The sequence below is a fragment of the Bifidobacterium hapali genome, assembly GCF_002259755.1.
Classification (GTDB): Bacteria; Actinomycetota; Actinomycetes; order Actinomycetales; family Bifidobacteriaceae; genus Bifidobacterium; species Bifidobacterium hapali.
Genome location: NZ_MWWY01000028.1, coordinates 15,763 through 34,004, shown reverse-complemented (window position 1 = coordinate 34,004; position 18,242 = coordinate 15,763). Strand labels below are relative to the sequence as shown.

At 50.5% G+C, this 18,242-nt stretch carries 15 protein-coding genes; 4 read left to right on the top strand and 11 right to left on the bottom strand.

Annotation, left to right across the window (positions count from 1 at the left end; translation table 11 throughout):
- Nucleotides 1–99: 99 nt before the first annotated feature.
- From eno to pth, 4 genes are all read right to left on the bottom strand, one after another.
- Nucleotides 100–1,398, bottom strand: a complete 1,299-nt coding sequence (gene eno, locus BHAP_RS07660) for a phosphopyruvate hydratase (protein WP_094730146.1) — start codon at nucleotides 1,396–1,398, stop codon at nucleotides 100–102.
- A gap of 457 nt (nucleotides 1,399–1,855) precedes the next feature.
- Nucleotides 1,856–2,338, bottom strand: coding sequence for a GNAT family N-acetyltransferase (locus BHAP_RS07655; protein ID WP_420807727.1), 483 nt, complete (start codon nucleotides 2,336–2,338; stop codon nucleotides 1,856–1,858).
- A 63-nt stretch (nucleotides 2,339–2,401) separates the two neighbouring features.
- On the bottom strand, nucleotides 2,402–6,010 hold the full coding sequence (gene mfd / locus BHAP_RS07650; protein ID WP_094730145.1) for a transcription-repair coupling factor: 3,609 nt from the start codon (nucleotides 6,008–6,010) through the stop codon (nucleotides 2,402–2,404).
- Nucleotides 6,000–6,599, bottom strand: coding sequence for an aminoacyl-tRNA hydrolase (gene pth / locus BHAP_RS07645; RefSeq protein WP_094730144.1), 600 nt, complete (start codon nucleotides 6,597–6,599; stop codon nucleotides 6,000–6,002). The genes mfd and pth overlap by 11 nt, the downstream gene beginning before the upstream one ends.
- Before the next feature lie 189 nt (nucleotides 6,600–6,788).
- Between pth and BHAP_RS12155 the strand changes: the two genes are divergently transcribed.
- Together BHAP_RS12155 and BHAP_RS07640 are read left to right on the top strand one after the other, a co-directional pair.
- Nucleotides 6,789–6,992 (top strand): antitoxin VbhA family protein, encoded by a 204-nt coding sequence (locus BHAP_RS12155; protein WP_158216455.1) that lies wholly within the window; start codon nucleotides 6,789–6,791, stop codon nucleotides 6,990–6,992.
- Between the two features lie 31 nt (nucleotides 6,993–7,023).
- Nucleotides 7,024–7,638: a Fic/DOC family protein gene (locus BHAP_RS07640; protein ID WP_143248766.1), complete on the top strand. Its 615-nt coding sequence runs from the start codon at nucleotides 7,024–7,026 to the stop codon at nucleotides 7,636–7,638.
- Nucleotides 7,639–7,646: 8 nt separating this feature from the next.
- Here the strand turns inward: BHAP_RS07640 and BHAP_RS07635 are convergent, their stop codons facing one another.
- From BHAP_RS07635 to BHAP_RS07625, 3 genes are all read right to left on the bottom strand, one after another.
- Nucleotides 7,647–8,183, bottom strand: a complete 537-nt coding sequence (locus BHAP_RS07635; protein WP_094730142.1) for a GNAT family N-acetyltransferase — start codon at nucleotides 8,181–8,183, stop codon at nucleotides 7,647–7,649.
- Between the two features lie 65 nt (nucleotides 8,184–8,248).
- The gene (locus tag BHAP_RS07630) at nucleotides 8,249–9,412 is read right to left on the bottom strand and encodes a nucleoside hydrolase (protein WP_094730141.1); all 1,164 of its coding nucleotides are present in this window, start codon (nucleotides 9,410–9,412) and stop codon (nucleotides 8,249–8,251) included.
- A gap of 3 nt (nucleotides 9,413–9,415) precedes the next feature.
- Nucleotides 9,416–10,510: an ABC transporter substrate-binding protein gene (locus tag BHAP_RS07625; RefSeq protein WP_094730140.1), complete on the bottom strand. Its 1,095-nt coding sequence runs from the start codon at nucleotides 10,508–10,510 to the stop codon at nucleotides 9,416–9,418.
- A 415-nt stretch (nucleotides 10,511–10,925) separates the two neighbouring features.
- Here BHAP_RS07625 and BHAP_RS07620 point away from each other — a divergent pair, with 415 nt between their 5' ends.
- Entirely contained in the window at nucleotides 10,926–11,720 is a 795-nt protein-coding gene (locus tag BHAP_RS07620) for an ABC transporter permease (protein ID WP_094730139.1), read from the top strand.
- Between the two features lie 84 nt (nucleotides 11,721–11,804).
- Here the strand turns inward: BHAP_RS07620 and BHAP_RS07615 are convergent, their stop codons facing one another.
- The 4 genes from BHAP_RS07615 to BHAP_RS07605 form a co-directional block, all read right to left on the bottom strand.
- Nucleotides 11,805–12,293 carry a hypothetical protein gene (locus BHAP_RS07615; protein ID WP_094730138.1) on the bottom strand — a complete coding sequence of 163 codons (489 nt, stop codon included), beginning with the start codon at nucleotides 12,291–12,293 and terminating at the stop codon, nucleotides 11,805–11,807.
- Nucleotides 12,294–12,364: 71 nt separating this feature from the next.
- Entirely contained in the window at nucleotides 12,365–12,841 is a 477-nt protein-coding gene (locus BHAP_RS11500) for a hypothetical protein (protein WP_143248765.1), read from the bottom strand.
- A 91-nt stretch (nucleotides 12,842–12,932) separates the two neighbouring features.
- The gene (locus tag BHAP_RS07610) at nucleotides 12,933–13,367 is read right to left on the bottom strand and encodes a hypothetical protein (RefSeq protein WP_094730137.1); all 435 of its coding nucleotides are present in this window, start codon (nucleotides 13,365–13,367) and stop codon (nucleotides 12,933–12,935) included.
- A 212-nt stretch (nucleotides 13,368–13,579) separates the two neighbouring features.
- Nucleotides 13,580–16,813 (bottom strand): UPF0182 family membrane protein, encoded by a 3,234-nt coding sequence (locus tag BHAP_RS07605; protein WP_094730136.1) that lies wholly within the window; start codon nucleotides 16,811–16,813, stop codon nucleotides 13,580–13,582.
- Between the two features lie 186 nt (nucleotides 16,814–16,999).
- Here BHAP_RS07605 and BHAP_RS07600 point away from each other — a divergent pair, with 186 nt between their 5' ends.
- Nucleotides 17,000–18,235: a glycoside hydrolase family 3 N-terminal domain-containing protein gene (locus BHAP_RS07600; RefSeq protein ID WP_169713191.1), complete on the top strand. Its 1,236-nt coding sequence runs from the start codon at nucleotides 17,000–17,002 to the stop codon at nucleotides 18,233–18,235.
- Nucleotides 18,236–18,242: the final 7 nt, after the last annotated feature.

Genomic DNA, 18,242 nt, shown 5'->3' with positions numbered 1-18,242 from the left:
GACGGGCTATGCACGTCTACGCCATGCTATTGAACTTGCCGGCATGATATACGATGTTCGATACTATGCCAGCGAAGCCACACGCGGCGAGTCAATGACTCACTTAGCGATGTACTTCTTGCAAGCCTTGAAGGCGCTGTAACCGGCGTACTGAGCGGTGGAGCCGAGCTCCTCCTCGATCTCGAGCAGGCGGTTGTACTTGGCAACGCGCTCGCCACGGGCCGGAGCACCAGTCTTGATCTGGCGGGTGTTCTTAGCAACCGCGAGATCGGAGATGGTGGTATCCGGGGTCTCGCCAGAACGGTGAGAAACCATAGAAGTGAAGCCGTTAGCGGTGGCCAGCTCGATAGCGTCGAGGGTCTCGGTGACAGAACCGATCTGGTTGAGCTTGACCAGCAGGGAGTTGGCAGCACCCAGATCGATGCCCTTCTGCAGACGCTTCGGGTTGGTGACCAGCAGGTCGTCGCCGACGAACTGCAGACGATCGCCGAGCTTAGCGGTGATCTTTGCCCAGTCGTCCCAGCCTTCTTCCTGGTACGGGTCCTCGATGGAAACGATCGGGTACTCTTCGATGAGCTGCTCGTAGAAGTCGAGCATGTACTCAGCGTCGCGCTCGCCACCCTCGAAGTGGTACTTGCCGGTTTCCTTGTTGTAGAACTCGGAGGAAGCCACATCGAGGCAGATGCCGATCTGCTTGCCCGGCTCGTAGCCGGCAGCGGAGATAGCGTCGACGATGTAGTTCAGGGAGTCCTTGTTGGACTTCAGCTTCGGAGCGAAGCCACCCTCGTCGCCGAGGCCAGTGTTCAGGCCTTCCTTCTTCAGGACGTTCTTCAGGGTGTGATAGACCTCAACACCAGCGCGCAGTGCGTCGTGGAAGGTGTCGAAACCGTACGGGGAGATCATGTACTCCTGAATATCGGTTGCGAAGTCAGCGTGAGCACCACCGTTCATGATGTTCATGTTCGGAACCGGCAGGATGTGGCCGTTGGTGCCGCCAATGTAGCGGTACAGCGGCAGATCAGCGGACTCAGCCGATGCGTACAGGGCGGCCAGCGAGACGCCGAGGATGGCGTTTGCGCCCAGACGACCCTTGTTCGGGGTGCCGTCGAGCTCGATCATCAGGTCGTCGAGAGCACGCTGGTCGGAGGCATCCATGCCGATGACCTTCGGAGCGATCTCCTCGTTGACGGCCTTGACCGCGTTCAGAACACCCTTGCCGCCGTAAACGGACTTGTCGCCGTCGCGACGCTCCCAAGCCTCAGCTTCACCGGTGGAAGCACCAGACGGAACCAGACCACGGCCTTCAGCGCCGTCCTCAGTGTCGAGGATAACCTCAACGGTCGGGTTGCCACGGGAATCGAGAATCTGACGCGCGTACACGCTTTCAATTGCTGCCACAACTACTCCTTTAACGTTAGGTTGTGATGACAACGTCAAGAATAGTGGAATTTATGGACGAGATGCAAGATCACGCGACACGAATATGTGAGCGCTCACATCATTGTGAGATCGCCGTATTCTTGTCCATATTCTATTCACGCATCGTTCATGTAGACATCGCATATTCCATATTGCACATACGTGGCACATGCGACTAACTACGTCGTAAATTCGTGCATTGTTGTTATATAACATCCACACCAACCAAGGTAATGCAATACAATTAGATCTGTTAAACCAACTTTGACATATACTTGCGGACTATCTCTCAGTCAGCTTCGCTGACAAGGGGAGCTAGGGAAAGAATCAATGTCGTCATTTTTGGTTTAGCAGAGCAATACAATTCGCACACATACATCCGATTTTCACTCCCACAGCGACCATATGCGTGCGTATGTTGACTGTACGTGCGTGATTAGAGAATCTGTTCCATACCAACCTTGTACGGAGTCAATCCCAAACGCTCATAGAACGCTTGTGCTCCCGGATTGCATGACCACACGTTCAACGTCACGTTGTAGCAACCAGCCGAGCGCGCAACATCAAGCACATGCTGGTATAAAGCAGTACCGATATGCTGTCCTCGCGCTGATTCATCCACACACAAATCGTCAATATATAACGTCGTAATATCCGTGAGAATATTACTGTGTTCATGCTGCTGAAATATACAAAATGCATAACCCAGTAACGTCACATCATCATCAGCAAACGCACCAAATACTGGAGTTTGTTCGTTTGCGAGAATAGTACACAATTCATCGTTCGTATACTTCGTCGCACCAGTTTTAAACAAATCTGGTCGACCCATGTGATGAACTTCAAGTACTTGACGCAACAACTTATGCAACTGCTCAATGTCTCGCGTCTCAGCGCAGCGAATATGCATGCCAGATATCATTGCCGCCTGCGAACAACCGTGCTCTACACTCATATTGATCCCATCTCATATTCGACTTGCTTAATGCGTATCCACGCGTTTCTTCGACGTCCACGCGAAATCGTTGAGCAAGTCACTCACCCAGTCCATAACCATTTCACCACTCATCGGACCAGAACCGAGAGACCCTGCGAACGGGGCAGGAATCAGATACGTGTGCGTGAGCGGACGATACTGCGCACCTTTATAAATACGGTTAATACGCATCTGCAACGACTCAGGCGGGTCAATCTTACCGACACGCACATTCTTACCTTGCGCAACAATCTCCGAAATTCCAAGCGTACGCGCCCGCATACGGAGTCGAGCCACACCGAACAGCGTTTCAAACTCTTCAGGCAACTTGCCGTAACGGTCACTCAATTCTTCAGACAGTTCGCGCAAATCATCCTCGTTATGTGCTGCCGCAAGTTTACGGTATGCTTCAAGCCTCAACTTATCCGAGTCAATATAGTCAACCGGAATCGACGCCTCAATCGGCAGATCAATCGTCACCGTCAACGGTTCAACCGCGCGTTCCGGTTCCTTATACTGTTCAACCGCTTCAGACACCATGCGAATATATAGGTCGAAGCCAACGCCCTCAATATGCCCAGATTGTTCGTCGCCAAGTAGATTGCCGGTACCGCGCAGCTCCAAATCTTTCATTGCCACGTCGAAACCGGAACCAAGCGCCGTATTCTGTGCGATCGTCGCCAGTCGATCATGCGACTGTTGAGTCATCGGCTTGCTCGGATCGTATAAGAAATACGCATACGCGCGTTCCCTACCACGACCGACTCGTCCACGCAACTGATGCAGCTGAGACAAACCAAACTTGTCAGCATGATCAACAATCAACGTGTTCGCATTCGAAATATCAAGACCCGTTTCGATAATCGTCGTACATACGAGTACGTCGATATCGCGATGCCAGAAGTCACGGATGATCTGATCGAGCTGCTTCTCCCCCATTTTGCCGTGTGCAATACCGACGCGCGCTTCGGGCACAAGCTCGTGAATTTTCGCCGCGGTTTTCGCAATATCTTGCACGCGATTATGCACGTAGAAGACTTGTCCACCGCGCAACAATTCGCGTCGCACCGCAGCAGTTACCTGCGCATCCTCATAGGCGCCAACATACGTGAGCACTGGCAAACGGTCCTCAGGCGGAGTCGCCAGCGTAGACATCTCACGAATACCAGTCACTGCCATTTCCAGCGTACGTGGAATCGGTGTTGCAGATAGTGACAACACGTCCACGTTTGTGCGCAAAGCTTTGAGTGTTTCCTTATGCTCAACACCGAAGCGTTGTTCCTCGTCAATAATCACAAGGCCAAGATCTTTGAACTTGATCTTCGGGTTGAGTAACTTGTGCGTGCCGATGACCACGTCCACCGCGCCAGATTCCAAGCCTTCGATGGTTTCATTAATCTCTTTCGTAGTCTGGAATCGGCTCATTGCCGCAACCGTGACCGGAAAACCTTCGTAACGTTCAGTAAACGTCTCGTAATGCTGCTGGACGAGCAGCGTAGTGGGCACGAGCACAGCCACCTGCTTGCCGTCCTGAATCGCCTTGAATGCAGCTCGCACAGCAATTTCAGTCTTACCAAAGCCCACATCGCCACAGATGAGGCGATCCATCGGCACTGGCTTTTCCATATCAGCTTTGACTTCGTCAATCGTGGTGAGCTGGTCGGCAGTCTCCTGATACGGGAACGCGTCTTCCAATTCTTTCTGCCACGGTGTGTCGGGACTGAACGCAAAACCGGCAGTACGTTGGCGAGCCGAATACAGTTTGACTAAATCCTCAGCAATTTCGTGCACATGCTTGCGCGCTTTTGCCTTGGTTTCAGCCCAATCGGAACCGCCTAGTTTGTTGAGCTTAGGAACTTCCGCACCGATATATTTACTGATTTGGTCAAGCTGATCAGTAGGAATGAATAGTTTGTCAGCTGGAGCACCGCGCTTGCTCGGCGCATATTCAATAATGAGATATTCGCGCGTACTTTTGTTCGCACCAGTGCCGATTTCACGTTGCTTCATGCCAACAAATCGGCCGATACCATGTTGCTCATGCACGACGAAATCGCCGGGCTTTAACTCCATGAGATCAATCGCTTTGCGCCGACGTTTCGGCGTTTTTGCAACACCTGCAGCAGATGAACGTCCAGTCAAATCACGCTCAGTTAGTAGCGCGATCTTTGCCGCTGTGTCCACAAAACCGTCCACAGCTTGAGAACGAATAACGTCAAACGTGGCAATACCGGTTTCATTAATCGCACGTTTGAGACGCGTTAGCGTACCTTGCGCAGCAGCAGTAACCGTAACCTGATATCCAGCGTCAATCAGTCCTTCGATACCAGCTGCAGCTTTCTCTTCGTCACCTCGATATTCACCGGGATTTTGCGCGGCAAGCATAACATGATTCGGCAGCGTGGTATCCACACCAAAACTGCTGAGCTTCCACACATCATGATTCGAATACGCGAGCGAATTGATCATGTCCTCAAAGTCAAGGAAACTCGCTTGATCGAACGTAATCGGAGCGCCAGCACCGTGTCCAGATGCGGCAACATGCCAGCTGGCAGCGAGAAACTCATTAGCTGTTTTTGCAAGATCATCGGCAGCACGGCGCAACTTTTCTGGATCAGACAGCATGATAAGCGCATGCTTATCGAGCATGACAGTAATCGGCTCCATGTCGTCAATCAGTGCCGGCATCAGCGATTCCATACCTTCGACAGGAATCGCATTCGCAATAGACTCAAGCATGTCATCAGCGTTGGGAATCTGCCCGATAAGACTATGCGCTCGATCGCGTACCGCCTGCGTAAGCTGCAATTCGCGGCATGGCGTCGCCCAAATCGTAGCTAATCCGTCACCGTAGGTGCGTTGATCAGACGCATGGAATTCACGGATGGTGTCGATGTCATCACCGAAAAACTCAATACGGACCGGGTGTGGAGCGGTGGGCGGGAATACGTCAATAATGCCGCCACGCACAGCGAATTCGCCACGATCCATTACCAAATCAACGCGCGTATATGCGTTCTCAACAAGCCGTGCTGACGCTTCGTCCAGTGGTAGTTCCTCACCACGCGTAAATACGAGCGGTTCAACGTCGCCAAGACCTTTGACGACCGGCTGAATCAGCGAGCGCACTGGCATGACGAGTATTTTGATCGGACCGAACATGGGATTAGTGGTGCTCGGATGGGTGAGTCTGCGGAAGACTGCCATGCGGCTGGCGACTGTGTCGGCGCGTGGGCTTAACCGTTCGTGTGGCAGGGTTTCCCATGCTTCGAGTTGGGCGATGTCGTTGGGGTTGCCGTCGTACCATGAGCGCAGTGCGTTGACGGTTTCTTCAGCTTCGCGGCCTGATGCGACGACGAGGATGACTGACTTGTTGCTGTTGTGTGTGGCGGTTGCGGCGGCGAGTGCTGGTCTTATGCCTTCGGGGATGCCGATGGTGATGGTTGGGTCAGTGTGGTCGTCGCTGTATGGTTCGATGCCGTCGACGCTGAGTTGGTGGAAGACTGGATCTCGATCGAGTGCGTCAAGTACGCCGGCGAGAGAGCCGTGGATGAGTGATGGGTTGGCTGCGGTTGTCGAGTTTGCCGTACGTTGACGTTTGGCGTTATCGACCATTGAACTTCTCCTGAGTTTTCGCTAGTCCGTCAAAAACAATGGCTTCTGCTGCGTCGGCACCGTCGGCGAGAAAATCGGGCAGTTGCTTGCGTTGGTCTGGGCCGAATCCGCCGAGTACCCAGTTGATGGTGTTGTCGTGGGCGTTGGCGCCGCGTTTCGCGTGACCGACGCCCATGCGTACGCGTGCGTATTTGGGTGTGCTAAGTGAACGGTCAATGGATTTGATACCGTTATGTCCGCCTGCAGAGCCTCCGGCTTTGACTTTGATACGGCCGAATTCGAGGTCCATATCGTCGTGAATAACGACGATATGATCAGGTTGAATTTGATAGTAAGCGCTGATCGAAGCGACTGCGTTGCCTGAATCGTTCATGTAGGTTAGCGGTTTCGCGAGGAAGAATTTGACTGTGCGGCCCTGTAGTTGCATTGCGCCTTTGCCGAGCATCGCGAGTCCTTTGTGATCGCTAAACGCAACTGACCAGCGTTCAGCGAGCACGTCGGCAGTCATAAAACCCATATTGTGCCGCGTGTCTTCGTATTTTTTGCCCGGATTGCCTAATCCTACGATCAGCCAAAAATCAGATGCCATCTTCGTATCCCTACTCTTATCACTCGCCTCGCGTCGTATCTTCACGACGTACATATACGAAACATACGAATCATACCCGTGCCCGCCGTCATCAGTGCATCTTTTGATAATTACATATGCTATCCATATGCTCAAGTATTATTTTCGTCGATAGCTTCATGAAAACATGCAGATAGACAGGTAGCAATTATGACATCGTTTTCTCAGTTAAGTTCTGCGCAGCGAAAGACTTTTCGTGAACGTGTCGTGGCTGCATCAATTCATAATGCAGAGATCGAGGGTCTACCGTCTCCTGATTCTTTAACCAATGCAGATCTTGAAGATTTTATCAATGGATATATCAATGCTCAGGAATTAACCGAGAGAGGAATCCGTCGACTTGTCGTCTCTTGAGCTTAACTATCTTCGTTGGCACTCCTACTTTATGCCCGGAACAACAGTACTGCGCAATAAAGCAGGAGTTTATACACAGCAAGAACTTGATCAGCTAGAAGCGAATGCCACGGCTTATGCGGAGCCGATGCTTCGTATTGATCCTCCAGCTAATACCGGTGATTTGCGTCAACTTTGTGAGATTCACGCACGTCTTTTTGGTGCTGTGTATGAGTGGGCAGGGAAAATCCGCACAGTTGACTTATACAAAGAACACGATACGGCGCATTCTTTTACGCCGTGGAATCGTATCGTTCATGATATGGGAGAGGAGAGTCGGCTGCTGCACTCGGAATCATTACTTGCTGGCATGGATGAAGCAACATTTATTACACGTCTCACCTATCACTTTGCGCAGGTTAATCGTATTCACCCATTCCGGGAAGGCAATGGACGAGTGCAGAGACTGTTCTGGACGTTTATTGCAGCCGATGCTGGTCATCCACTGGATTGGTCTCATGTTAACGGACAGTGGATGCGGCGAGCTTCAGCGAAAAGTATGGATAATGATCTTGATGATTTGCGTGATCTCATTGCTCGTACTGTCCAAGATGGGGCCAATGCACAAGCTACAATATTCGGACTTAGTCAGCATCTTTCTGAGTAGTATCACACTTATTGCAATGGTTTAACCCAGTAGCTCATGTCTTTCGGGGTGGGGTCGCCGGCGGTGGTGACAGCGGCGGGTAACAAGCCGAAGCGAGTGAATCCGAACTTGTGCATGAGCGCGATTGAACCGGCATTATCAGCGTAGATAATAGCGGTAGCGTGAGTGAAGTTGCGCGCTGTAGCAGCGTCGAGTAGCCATTGTACGAGTGCTGTGCCGAGTTTTTGACCGTGGTAGGCGCTTGCAATGTAGTAGCTGAGTTCTGTAATACCGTCGTATCCGGCACGTTGATGGAACTTTGAGAGGGAACCGAATCCGGCGACCGTTGACACGCCAGTTATAGGATCAGTGACGTCGATAACGACGACTGGATATTTGCCACGTGGCTGATGCGAGTCAACCCATGCGCGGCGTGCGTCCAGTGAGACTGGTACGAGATCAGCAGATGCGCCACCGCGAATTACAGCCTCGTTATATATGTCTCTAACAGCTTGCAGGTCAGATTCGCGAGATTCATCAATAGGTCGGATCGTGTATTCGAGCATGACTCGACGTTAGCACGGCATACAGGCACGACTTGCAACAACATTCGGTCACACGAATCAGCGTATTAGTCCGTACACAGTGCGCAGATTCGTTCGCGCAACTGTGTTGTGAAACGTTGCGCGTCTACGTGTAAAGCAACGTGCGTGGTTTTGTGCGGGTCACGTAGTTTCGTAGGGTCTCCAATAGTACGTCCACGGAATCCGTGACCGTTACCGGTGGCTGTTTCTGTCATCATATTGATATCGAAACAGTTGACGAGAGATGCATCGAGTGCAACGGCCGCAGCCAACGGATCATGTAACGGACTTCCTGCAAGGAAAATTGGATCGCTGGCTTCGTTTGCATTGATGTAGAAACCGGTCATATCAGCGAGGAATGCACCGCGAGCAGTGGCTGTATCACGCCATGACTGTACGTCAGCACGTGTAAGCAGACATTGGTGAGTCACATCAAGACCGATCATCGTTACGTCAGTACCGGAGCGGAATACATGATTGGCGGCTTCTGGATCTTGGAATATATTGGTCTCGCAGATCAGATCATAACAGTTACCTTCTTGCGTGAGGGAACCGCCCATAATCACTACACGCAAGTTTGGCACGATATCTGGTGCCAGTGAGATTGCTGCGTCTACGTCAGTGAGTGGACCGGTAGCGAGGATAGTAACGTCACAACCGTATTGACGCACAATATCGATGATGAACTGCACGCCTTCACCGTGTCGACTTGTGTCAACCATCGCAGCTTCAGATGCCAATGTTGGCGTCGATTCCACCGACGCGCGTTCCCCGCCAATCGACACAGTTAACTGGCGACGAAATACTGACTGTTCAGCATGTGCTGTATCGCTGACGGAAGATGTTGCCGCTATTGTACCGTCGTCCAACAGACTCGACGCCGTTGTATCCAGTGTCTTTGATGCATTCGCACGATTATATTTCGCTGGATTTACGTTGCCGAGTCCGTTAGAACCGTGGAAGCGAGCGCAACCTTCATCGACTTGAAATGCATCAGCCCATGATGGTGCTTCGCATCCGAGCATGACCGGAACGTGCTCGTGGCCGAAGAGGCGTAGCACCGCACGATTGTTACGTACAGACTCACGTGCAGTTACATTGCCATACGTACCGACAATCCCCAATAGCTCAGCCTCAGGTGAAGCGAGTAAATAGCATAAGGCTAGGGTGTCGTCAATACCGGTATCGGCGTCGAGCACGATTCGTGTCATAGGTTATTTAGCTCCCTTCAGGAACTCGTTAGTGGCACCGTCCTTGGATTGAGGCACCGTATCAACCGGGTTGCCGTTAGCGTCGGTGTACGCGTGGCCTTCACCGAGGAAGTCGAAACGCTTCTGCGTCTCCACAAAATCGTTGGTGCCGAGCACGAAGGAACCGTCCTTGATCTTGGCTGGATCGCCCCAGTACTGTCCGTCAACGATCATGTGCATGCTCTTCTTGACGAATGCTTCTTCAAGATTGGCGTCGGGAGCTTCCTTGACGAGGATAGAAGCCGCGTCATCTGGGTTCTCGTATGCGTATTCGTAACCCTTCTGAGATGCTTGCACGAATTTGCGCACGACCTCCGGGTTTTCCTTAATCATCTTGTCGCTGGTGATAATACCGATCGCGTCACCGTTGCCGGGTACGCCGTAATCAGGTTCGGTGAAGCAGTTGAGCTTCGGGCCGTACATGTCGGCTTGCACGCCTTCCCATGTGGCGTAGAAGCCGCCGAAGTCCGCGCGACCGGATTCGAGCGTCTTGAACGTGGACGTGCCGACGGTTACTTTGTCAAACTCGCCTTTACCACCGTCGTACTGGACCATACGCTTGATGACGATGTCAGATTCGTTGCCGCCGAATGTGGCGAAGGTCTTGCCGTCAAAATCCTTTGGGGACTTGATTGCTGTGTTGCTGGCGAGCGCGCACCAGATTGCGCTTGGCTTTTGTTGGACTTGCAATACTTGCTTGATATGTGCGCCTTTGAGATCGGTGTAGCTTGCGGCGTTGTACATGTTCGACAGTGCGAAGTCGGCAAGTCCGTTGTTGACGGCGAGTTCAGCGCCGGTTTTTGCTACAGCGATGATGTCGACGTCAAGTCCAGCTTCCTTGAAGTAGCCTTTGTTTTTTGCGACATATACGCCGATGTGGTTGGTGTCTGGAATCCACGCGAGCATGAAGGTAACTTTTGTGAGTTTGTCGCCGCTCGCAGTATTGTCCGTATTGTTTGCAGTGGCTCCGCAGCCGGCGATGGCAAATGCCATAGCGAAAGCTAGAATAGCTGCGGCAGCACGGGTCAGTGTTGTGCGTATTGTTGACGCAATGGTCATAATGATTCCCTAAATCAGTTCTTCTCAACGTATTGCTACGCGTCGTTCTCTGGGATGCTTTCAAGCGGAGTTCGGCAGAGAGCGACTGAGGGCCTGATTCCGCTTGCCCAATGCCCCCAGTCGATGTTCGGGTAACGATTACAAGCGAATTGTATCGACTGGTTTGCCACACATTGGCGCTGAAGCGCTTTTATTCTATCTGTGCATGTGAACAATCGGACAAACAATGCATATACCAGCTGAAGCAGCACACGTTCACGATTAGTTCACTATTGAGCATGAGCGTTCGTGAAAGTCCGTTGAATCGTCATAATGGTCATGGGTTTTCCTTGGATGAATCGGCAGCGGGCTCCTCACCTTACCGTGACCGCCGTCGTCCACTTATTGTATGCACCCCAAGAAAGGGGAAGGTGACATGGATAATTCGCGTCGTTTGGAACGCAGACAACAACTCTTGGATCGTATTGCTACTGCTACAGCAGTGATCATACTGTTAGTGGTGTGGGAGGCGTGGGTGAGATTATCCCATGTGCCGACGAGTATGTTCTCCTCTCCCACGCAGATTGTGCAAGCTACGATTGATGCGTGGCCAACATTATGGCCGGCAACCCAAGTCACCATCATTGAAGGATTTGTTGGATTTGCGTTCGCTGTACTGTGCGGTGTACTGATTGGTATTGCGTTTTACTGTTTTCGTACGTTAAATGCTGCGTTGTATCCGTTACTGTATGCGGCGCAAACGATGCCGCTGATTACTATCGCCCCGTTGTTTTTGATTTGGTTTGGATTTGAGATCTCCGGCAAGATCGTGATCACTGCCTTCTGGGGATTATTCCCGATTGCCGTGCAAACGATTCGTGGTCTGAAAGCGGTACCACAGTTTTATTCTGACGTGGCGCTTACATGTGGTGCGACTCCGGTATGGACACTGTGGCATGTCAAACTGCGCGTGGCAGCTCGCCAGATTTTCGGCGGCGTGCGCATTAGTGCCGCGTATATTTTTGCCACGGCTACGACTGCGGAGTATTTAGGCGCGCGCAAGGGTCTTGGTATTTGGTTACAGGCTGCGTATAACTCGTTTCGTACGCCGCTGATTTTTTCAGCAACTATTGTGATTGTGCTGTTGACGGTATTGCTGATGTCGATTGTGAATGTGTGCGAACGTGTACTGTTGGGACCTCCAGAAAATGATGAGAATCCTGACGAGTGATTCACTCAAATCTATAGGGAACATGTGATTCGTATATTCTCACCGTAAAAATCCCAACGATTTAGCTATTTATAATAAAAGTACTTAATAAAGTTGAGTATCACAGACATTATCTATCGGAGCGGTATAAGTAACCTCATTGAAAGACAATATAATTGATCCATTATCTTTAGTTAGATATCCACCAATTGGCACATAACCATTAATTTTTTCATTATAATATGTGCTATTAAAGCGTCTGATGGGTTGGCCTTCATTATCTTTAGATAAATAAGTTGCAACACCTTCTATTTTCTTATTAGATAGAATTTCTCCTCTATTGTCAGATAATAAGGAGATATGGGCCGACATAATATCTTTCCCAAGAAAACTTGATCCAACCCAAGCATCATAATAAAGATGGATTTTTTCATCAACCGCTTTACCATTAACAAAAGCACAGGCTCCTCCCTCGATTTCAATATGAGATGGAACAGGAAAAAAGATTACAATAAATATAAAAAATATTATACCAATCGTAAATCGAGAAAAATATTTCCCACGAAAATCAAAATGCATATACCCGCCATTCATATAATTTCCTAATGCAAATTAATGTGGCCTTTACACAACAATGTGAATCAAGGCCACATGACTATCTATAACTAAAAGTTTTCTTTATGCGTTATAACTTTATCCCTGCAGCGATATTTAATATCTCCAGTAACGTTCCATTGAATAGCTGACTGCAAATATCCAATAACCGCACGATCCTTCCTCCAAGTATAATTATTATAATAAGAAGAGTAATGTATTACAGACTTCTGATCCTCAGGAACTCTTCGATAACTATTAGTTCTTTTATCATAATAATCTCCAGACATATATGACAGCAATCTTGCATATTCAACAGAAGAACCGCTAGTCCATCCATACTGACCTTTCACCTGAGTAAACTCGCGAGTCCAATTCGTGGCAGCATGAAAAAGCAACGTTTCTCTGCTCGAAGTTACAATTTGCGATACATCAAGCCCAGTAATCGATGCAACTGTACCCAATTTTTTACTTATTGCACTGATATATGCGATGACAGCTTCATTGATACATCCTATAATTGTTTTACGAATGGTAGAATCTAACAAATCTTTATATGTAGATTTTCCGTATGCAGGATCATCTGCGGATGTGACTTGAAGAGTTCGCAGATCGTACGTCTTCCCAGCATATGTATGCTTATAGGTGGTGATAACACCCCCTACGAACTATTGCATTATTTGGGGAAGCTCCGACAATCAAATAAGAATATTGAAGATCAAGATTCATAGATTGCAGATCAGCGCCTAATTCTATCTGAACATCTGAATATGTACTACTGTCCACAACAAATGCAGCGTATCCAGCATCTGTTAAATTGTTTTTAATTTTATACGCTATACTTTTTCGATAATCGCTTATATTCGATGAGTGTGAATCATCGAATCGTGAAATTAGCTCAGCCTCCTTAGATAGCATAACATAATCCATCAATTGACTTGAAACATAGTTTTCATCATATCGAAAAGCATCATCTGCAAACGCGACCGGTAAATAACTAGTCAACATTACAAAACTAATAATGTACGAAACTAAGTAATATATTTTTTTCTCATAATTTCCTTCTTCCATCATCTTCGATGTAGTTTCATTATATATGAGAATTTTTATCAACACGCACATCTTGTACTATAAATCTAAAATGGCTTGATTATTTCTACTCTTTTGTCGCATTGACATAATAAGAATTTTTCAACATTCGAAAATTTTATATCTAAAGACGTAAGGGGAGCGATCGTTTGCTAGAACGATCGCTCCCCCATCAGGAAATCAACTGTCTGCCGCCCCTACTGCTCAAGTGCGAGAGCTTTATCGAGGGCTTCCTGAAGCTGCTTCTGGGCTTCGCCGTATGCACTCCAGTCGCCGTTCTTCATGGCGGTATCGGCATCTTTCATTGCTTGTGCAGCATCCTGTAGTGCAGCTTTAAGATCAGCCGATGTTGCTGCATTGCCGTTCGAGCTAGAACTACCAGAGCCATTCCCCTGCTCGTTCGTAGTACCGGAACCATTCTGGTTTGTTGAGCCAGATTGGCCGCTGTTGGTACCAGCACCAGCGCCGCCTGCCGCATTCTCCGCATCGCCAGCAGCCGCACCGGAATCACCGCCGAACACTTGATCAAGTGCTTCATCAAGCGTGTCAGCAAAGCCAACTTGATCACCAAAGGCAACCAGTACTTTCTTGAGCAGCGGGAACGAGGTCGAACCGCTCGACTTTACGTATACCGGCTGCACGTACACGAGTCCGCCGCCAAGCGGCAGAGTGAGCAGGTTGCCGCGTACTACGTTTGTAGAGCCGGATTGCAGTAGGTTCAATTCCTTAGACACGTCAGCATCCGCGTTGAAATTGTTTTGCGCCTGACCAGGACCGGGCACGTTAGAATCCTTCGGCAATTCTTGCAAGCGAATCGTACCGTAGTTGGAACCGATCTCGCCCTTGGTTGATCCAGCATCAGAATCAACTGACAGGAAGCCAGTCAAAATCTCACGCGTCGACGTACCAGCAGGAATATACGACGAAGTCAGCGAGAAAATCGGCTCCTTCGTACCACCCGTCTGCAACGTCAAATAATACGGTGGTTGAAGAATATCGCGCGACTGAGCTGCCTCAGACTCGGTCGGGTCAACCGGCGTCTGCCAGAAATCCTCACCAGAGAAGAACTGGTTTGCCGAACTCACATGATATTTGGCAAGCAGTTCACGCTGTACCTTAAACAGATTCTCCGGGTAACGCAGGTGGCTCATCAAATCGCCGGAAATCTCAGAAACCGGGTGGTATTGGCCGGGGAAGATCTGCTGCCATGCTTTAATGACTGGATCGTTCTCGTCCCACACATACAAATCAACCGAGCCATCGTAGGCATCAACAGTAGCCTTGACCGAGTTACGAATGTAATTGGCCTGCTGCGAGCCAAGTCCCTGCACCGTATTGGATGTTTCAGTGGTCGAGTCAGCGGTTGCCTGCCCCAAATCCGTCATCTGTGAATACGGATAAGCATCGGAAGTCGTATACCCGTCAACAATCCACTTGACGCGACCGTCAACGACCGCCGGGTACACACGGCCGTCAAGCGTCAAATACGGCGCAACTTTCGCAACACGCTCCTTCGGGGAACGATCGTAGAGAATCTGCGATGCGGATGTAACACGATCAGAGAACAAAATCTGATCAGAACCAAATCGAATCGCATAGAGTAATCGCGAGAAAATGTTACCAACTGACGGGCCACCATTACCCTCGAATGTGGTAGTCGCACCCTCGGAACCGGTCGGATAGTCAAACTCCCACGACTTCGTGCCTTGCGGAGCACCGACGATTGAGTATTCGCTCGCATTCGGCGAGAAGTAGATACGCGGCTCATACTTCTCGTTATCGGTGAGCTTGCCTTGCGTCGGAATGCCCGATTCAAAGAACTTCGGTTGACCGTCCGCCGTTACCTTATTACCGTACGCGGCGACGATACCGTATCCGTGTGTATATACGGTGTGATCGTTGACCCAGTTACGATTGTCAAGACCGTCGAGATCAAGCTCGCGCGCAGCGATAACCGTGTCCTGACTTTCTCCGTCAATCTCGTACTTGTCAACAGCAAGCGTGTCTGCAAACGTGTAGTACTGCTTGGACTGCTGCAGCTGCTTAAACGTTGGCGAGACGATCTGCGGGTCAAGCAAGCGGATTTGTGCGGTTGTGTCCGCTTCGCCAGACAGTGCTCCAGACTCACCCTTAGTCGTGGCTTTATACTGTTCAACCTTAACATTATCGAGACCATATGCCTGCTGAGTAGCCTTGATATTGCGCTGAATATAGGTTGATTCCATTTCCTGCGCATTAGGGTTGACCTTGAACCGTTGCAAGAGCATTGGCCAGGCGACGGTAAGTACCAGCGAAACCACAAGCGTGGCGGCAATAGCCACCACTGGTGTGCGCCATGCCTTGAGAGCCGCAACCGCTCGTACCGCAGGATTCGCAGGGCCTTCGAGGGCATGCGAGCGCATCAGCCAAATACCAAGGAACACACCGAGAATGGCAGTGATCGCGGCCATAATAAACGTGACCGGAATAGTGGCGTTCACGGTGGTGTAGGTAGCACCGGTAATACGTGAGCCTTGCTCCGTCAAATGAGTGAAGACGCCGACGATTTGGCGAGCAGACCATGCGAACATGTTCAAGATAAGCCAGATACCGATTTGACGGCGAGCGCGCTTAGTAACGGCGAGAATACCGCGGCCGTGCACAGGCATCGTGAAACGGATGCCGCCCATAAGCACATGGCTGACTAGTGAAAACACAATGCCGATAAACAGCAGCATGGAGATGGCTGAAACGACCAGTTCAAGACCGGGCAGGATGAACACGTAGAAACCGTTGTCGAGACCGAATTGGGGATCGGTGGTGCCGAAGGATTGCGCGTTGAACATGAGGAGCACGTCAGCCCAGTTCGCGTTGAACTGTGAGCCGAATACTGCGCCGACGATCAAGGAGATCACAACGGCCACGCGACGGGCGGTCTTGGAAGCAACGCCCTTACCAATCTCGATCACGTCACCGTTAATGCGAATGGTTGAGCCGTCAGCAGAGTCGGGGCGAGCACGGATGGCGAGCACGGCGGAGATGAATCCAGTGAGTGCCATGAGGAGCGCATATGCAATCCACAGACCGACTTTGGTGCCCAGTTGTGTCCATACCACGCTTTGGAAACCGAGCTGACCGTACCACATGAGATCAGTGATGAATTGGGCAAGGCCGAAGAATAATCCGACGATCACGACGAGTGCAAGCGCCACGCCGATGAGGATTTTTGAGCCACGGTTGGACTGTGGCCCGCTTGGCCGTTGCGTGATGCGTGGTTCGGAAGGCCGGCGTGGTGGGCGTGCCGAGGTATCAACGTGAGGTGTGGCTGAATCGTCGCCATCAGCTTGCACGTTGATGATGATCGGCTCTCCATCATCATTGCCGTTTGACTGGCGGTTGCGATTGTGAGGGTCGCCATCGAATAAGGGACCAAACGCATCGAAAAATGACATAATCCCCAGCGTATCGTCAGGTACGTAAATAGCTTATGCTTACAGCATCGTTAGGCGCGACGCGGTGAGATAATCAGGGATATGGGATTTTTTGTTGCTGCTGGCGACTGTCATACTGCTTGGCACGACACTCATCATATTTCTGTTATCGATAAAGCAGTGCGGCGCGTATGTGATGCTGTGCGCATGATGCTTGCCACAGTACTGTGTTGCGCGATGATCGTATCGTTAACAGCTTGCTCACAATTTGGCAGCGAATATACAGACAACGTTAACAACAGCCAAACAATCGATTCTGTGGTAGGCACTGTTACCAGTCCAACGTTGCGCCCTAATATACATGACGATCTGGTTCGCATTGCCGTACCTGCGCCGATAGACGCAAATTTGGCCCATGCACGGCATGCTGTTGCTGCGATGAACCTTGAGGAACAGGTCGGACAGCTTATTATGGCACCACTGTTTGCAGGAACCGATCCGTCCACACTGCATGATGTGATCGCAGGACAGCATATCGGTTCAGTGCTCATCATCGGGAATTGGACTAGTGGAGTCGCGTCGGTACGTGCAGCCACCGACGTGTTGCAATCGTATACGCCGACACAGCATCGATTGCTCATTGCCACCGATCAGGAAGGAGGTCTTGTCCAGCATCTCAAAGGACCAGGTTTTGATCGAATACCTTCCGCCGTGGTGCAAGGGACGATGACGCCCGACGCGTTGCGCGCATCGGCTAAGGTGTGGGCCAATCAGCTCGCGACAGCTGGTATCGGTATTGATCTGGCACCGGTAGCTGGAACAGTGACGGTGGACCGTGCGTCCAACGCTCCGATTGGTGCATTGAATCGTGATTTCGGTTTAGATGCGAACGGTAATGCCGATCATGCGATCGCTTTCGTTGAGGGGATGCGTGACTCGGGGGTTGGCGCGTCAGTCAAACACTATCCCGGACTGGGAGCCGTGACCGGCAACACGGATTTCACGACAGACGGTATTCTCGATGTAACCACCACGGCAAACGGCCCCGAAATAAGCGTATTCACACAAGTTATTCACGAATCAGAGCCGGCGATGGTGATGATGTCACTGGCTACCTATCAACAGATTGATTCAACTGCTCCCGCCGTATTCTCACCTACCATCATTAACGGTCTGCTGCGTACAGAGACTGGTTATGACGGTGTGGTGACATCTGATTCATTGTCAGCCGCCGCTCTAGGTGGCATCGCTCCCGATCAGCTTGGCGTACGGCTCATTGAAGCAGGAGGTGATCTCGCATGCATCGGTGACAATTCATATGTGCAACCAATTATCGAAGGCTTGTTGGCTCGCGCACGTACTGACGAGTCGTTTGCGCGACGTGTGCGGCAGTCGGCCGAACGCGTCATGACGTTGAAGTTCCGCATGGGATTGGCGTCGTAACCAGCTC

What these genes read in the sequence shown, in the direction of transcription:
- mfd (WP_094730145.1), bottom strand. Translation starts at nt 6,010, where the DNA reads ATGGTCGATAACGCCAAACGTCAACGTACGGCAAACTCGACAACCGCA.
- pth (WP_094730144.1), bottom strand. Translation starts at nt 6,599, where the DNA reads ATGGCATCTGATTTTTGGCTGATCGTAGGATTAGGCAATCCGGGCAAA.
- BHAP_RS12155 (WP_158216455.1), top strand. Translation starts at nt 6,789, where the DNA reads ATGACATCGTTTTCTCAGTTAAGTTCTGCGCAGCGAAAGACTTTTCGT.
- BHAP_RS07640 (WP_143248766.1), top strand. Translation starts at nt 7,024, where the DNA reads ATGCCCGGAACAACAGTACTGCGCAATAAAGCAGGAGTTTATACACAG.
- BHAP_RS07635 (WP_094730142.1), bottom strand. Translation starts at nt 8,183, where the DNA reads ATGCTCGAATACACGATCCGACCTATTGATGAATCTCGCGAATCTGAC.
- BHAP_RS07630 (WP_094730141.1), bottom strand. Translation starts at nt 9,412, where the DNA reads ATGACACGAATCGTGCTCGACGCCGATACCGGTATTGACGACACCCTA.
- BHAP_RS07625 (WP_094730140.1), bottom strand. Translation starts at nt 10,510, where the DNA reads ATGACCATTGCGTCAACAATACGCACAACACTGACCCGTGCTGCCGCA.
- BHAP_RS07620 (WP_094730139.1), top strand. Translation starts at nt 10,926, where the DNA reads ATGGATAATTCGCGTCGTTTGGAACGCAGACAACAACTCTTGGATCGT.
- BHAP_RS07615 (WP_094730138.1), bottom strand. Translation starts at nt 12,293, where the DNA reads ATGAATGGCGGGTATATGCATTTTGATTTTCGTGGGAAATATTTTTCT.
- BHAP_RS07610 (WP_094730137.1), bottom strand. Translation starts at nt 13,367, where the DNA reads ATGATGGAAGAAGGAAATTATGAGAAAAAAATATATTACTTAGTTTCG.
- BHAP_RS07605 (WP_094730136.1), bottom strand. Translation starts at nt 16,813, where the DNA reads ATGTCATTTTTCGATGCGTTTGGTCCCTTATTCGATGGCGACCCTCAC.
- BHAP_RS07600 (WP_169713191.1), top strand. Translation starts at nt 17,000, where the DNA reads ATGATGCTTGCCACAGTACTGTGTTGCGCGATGATCGTATCGTTAACA.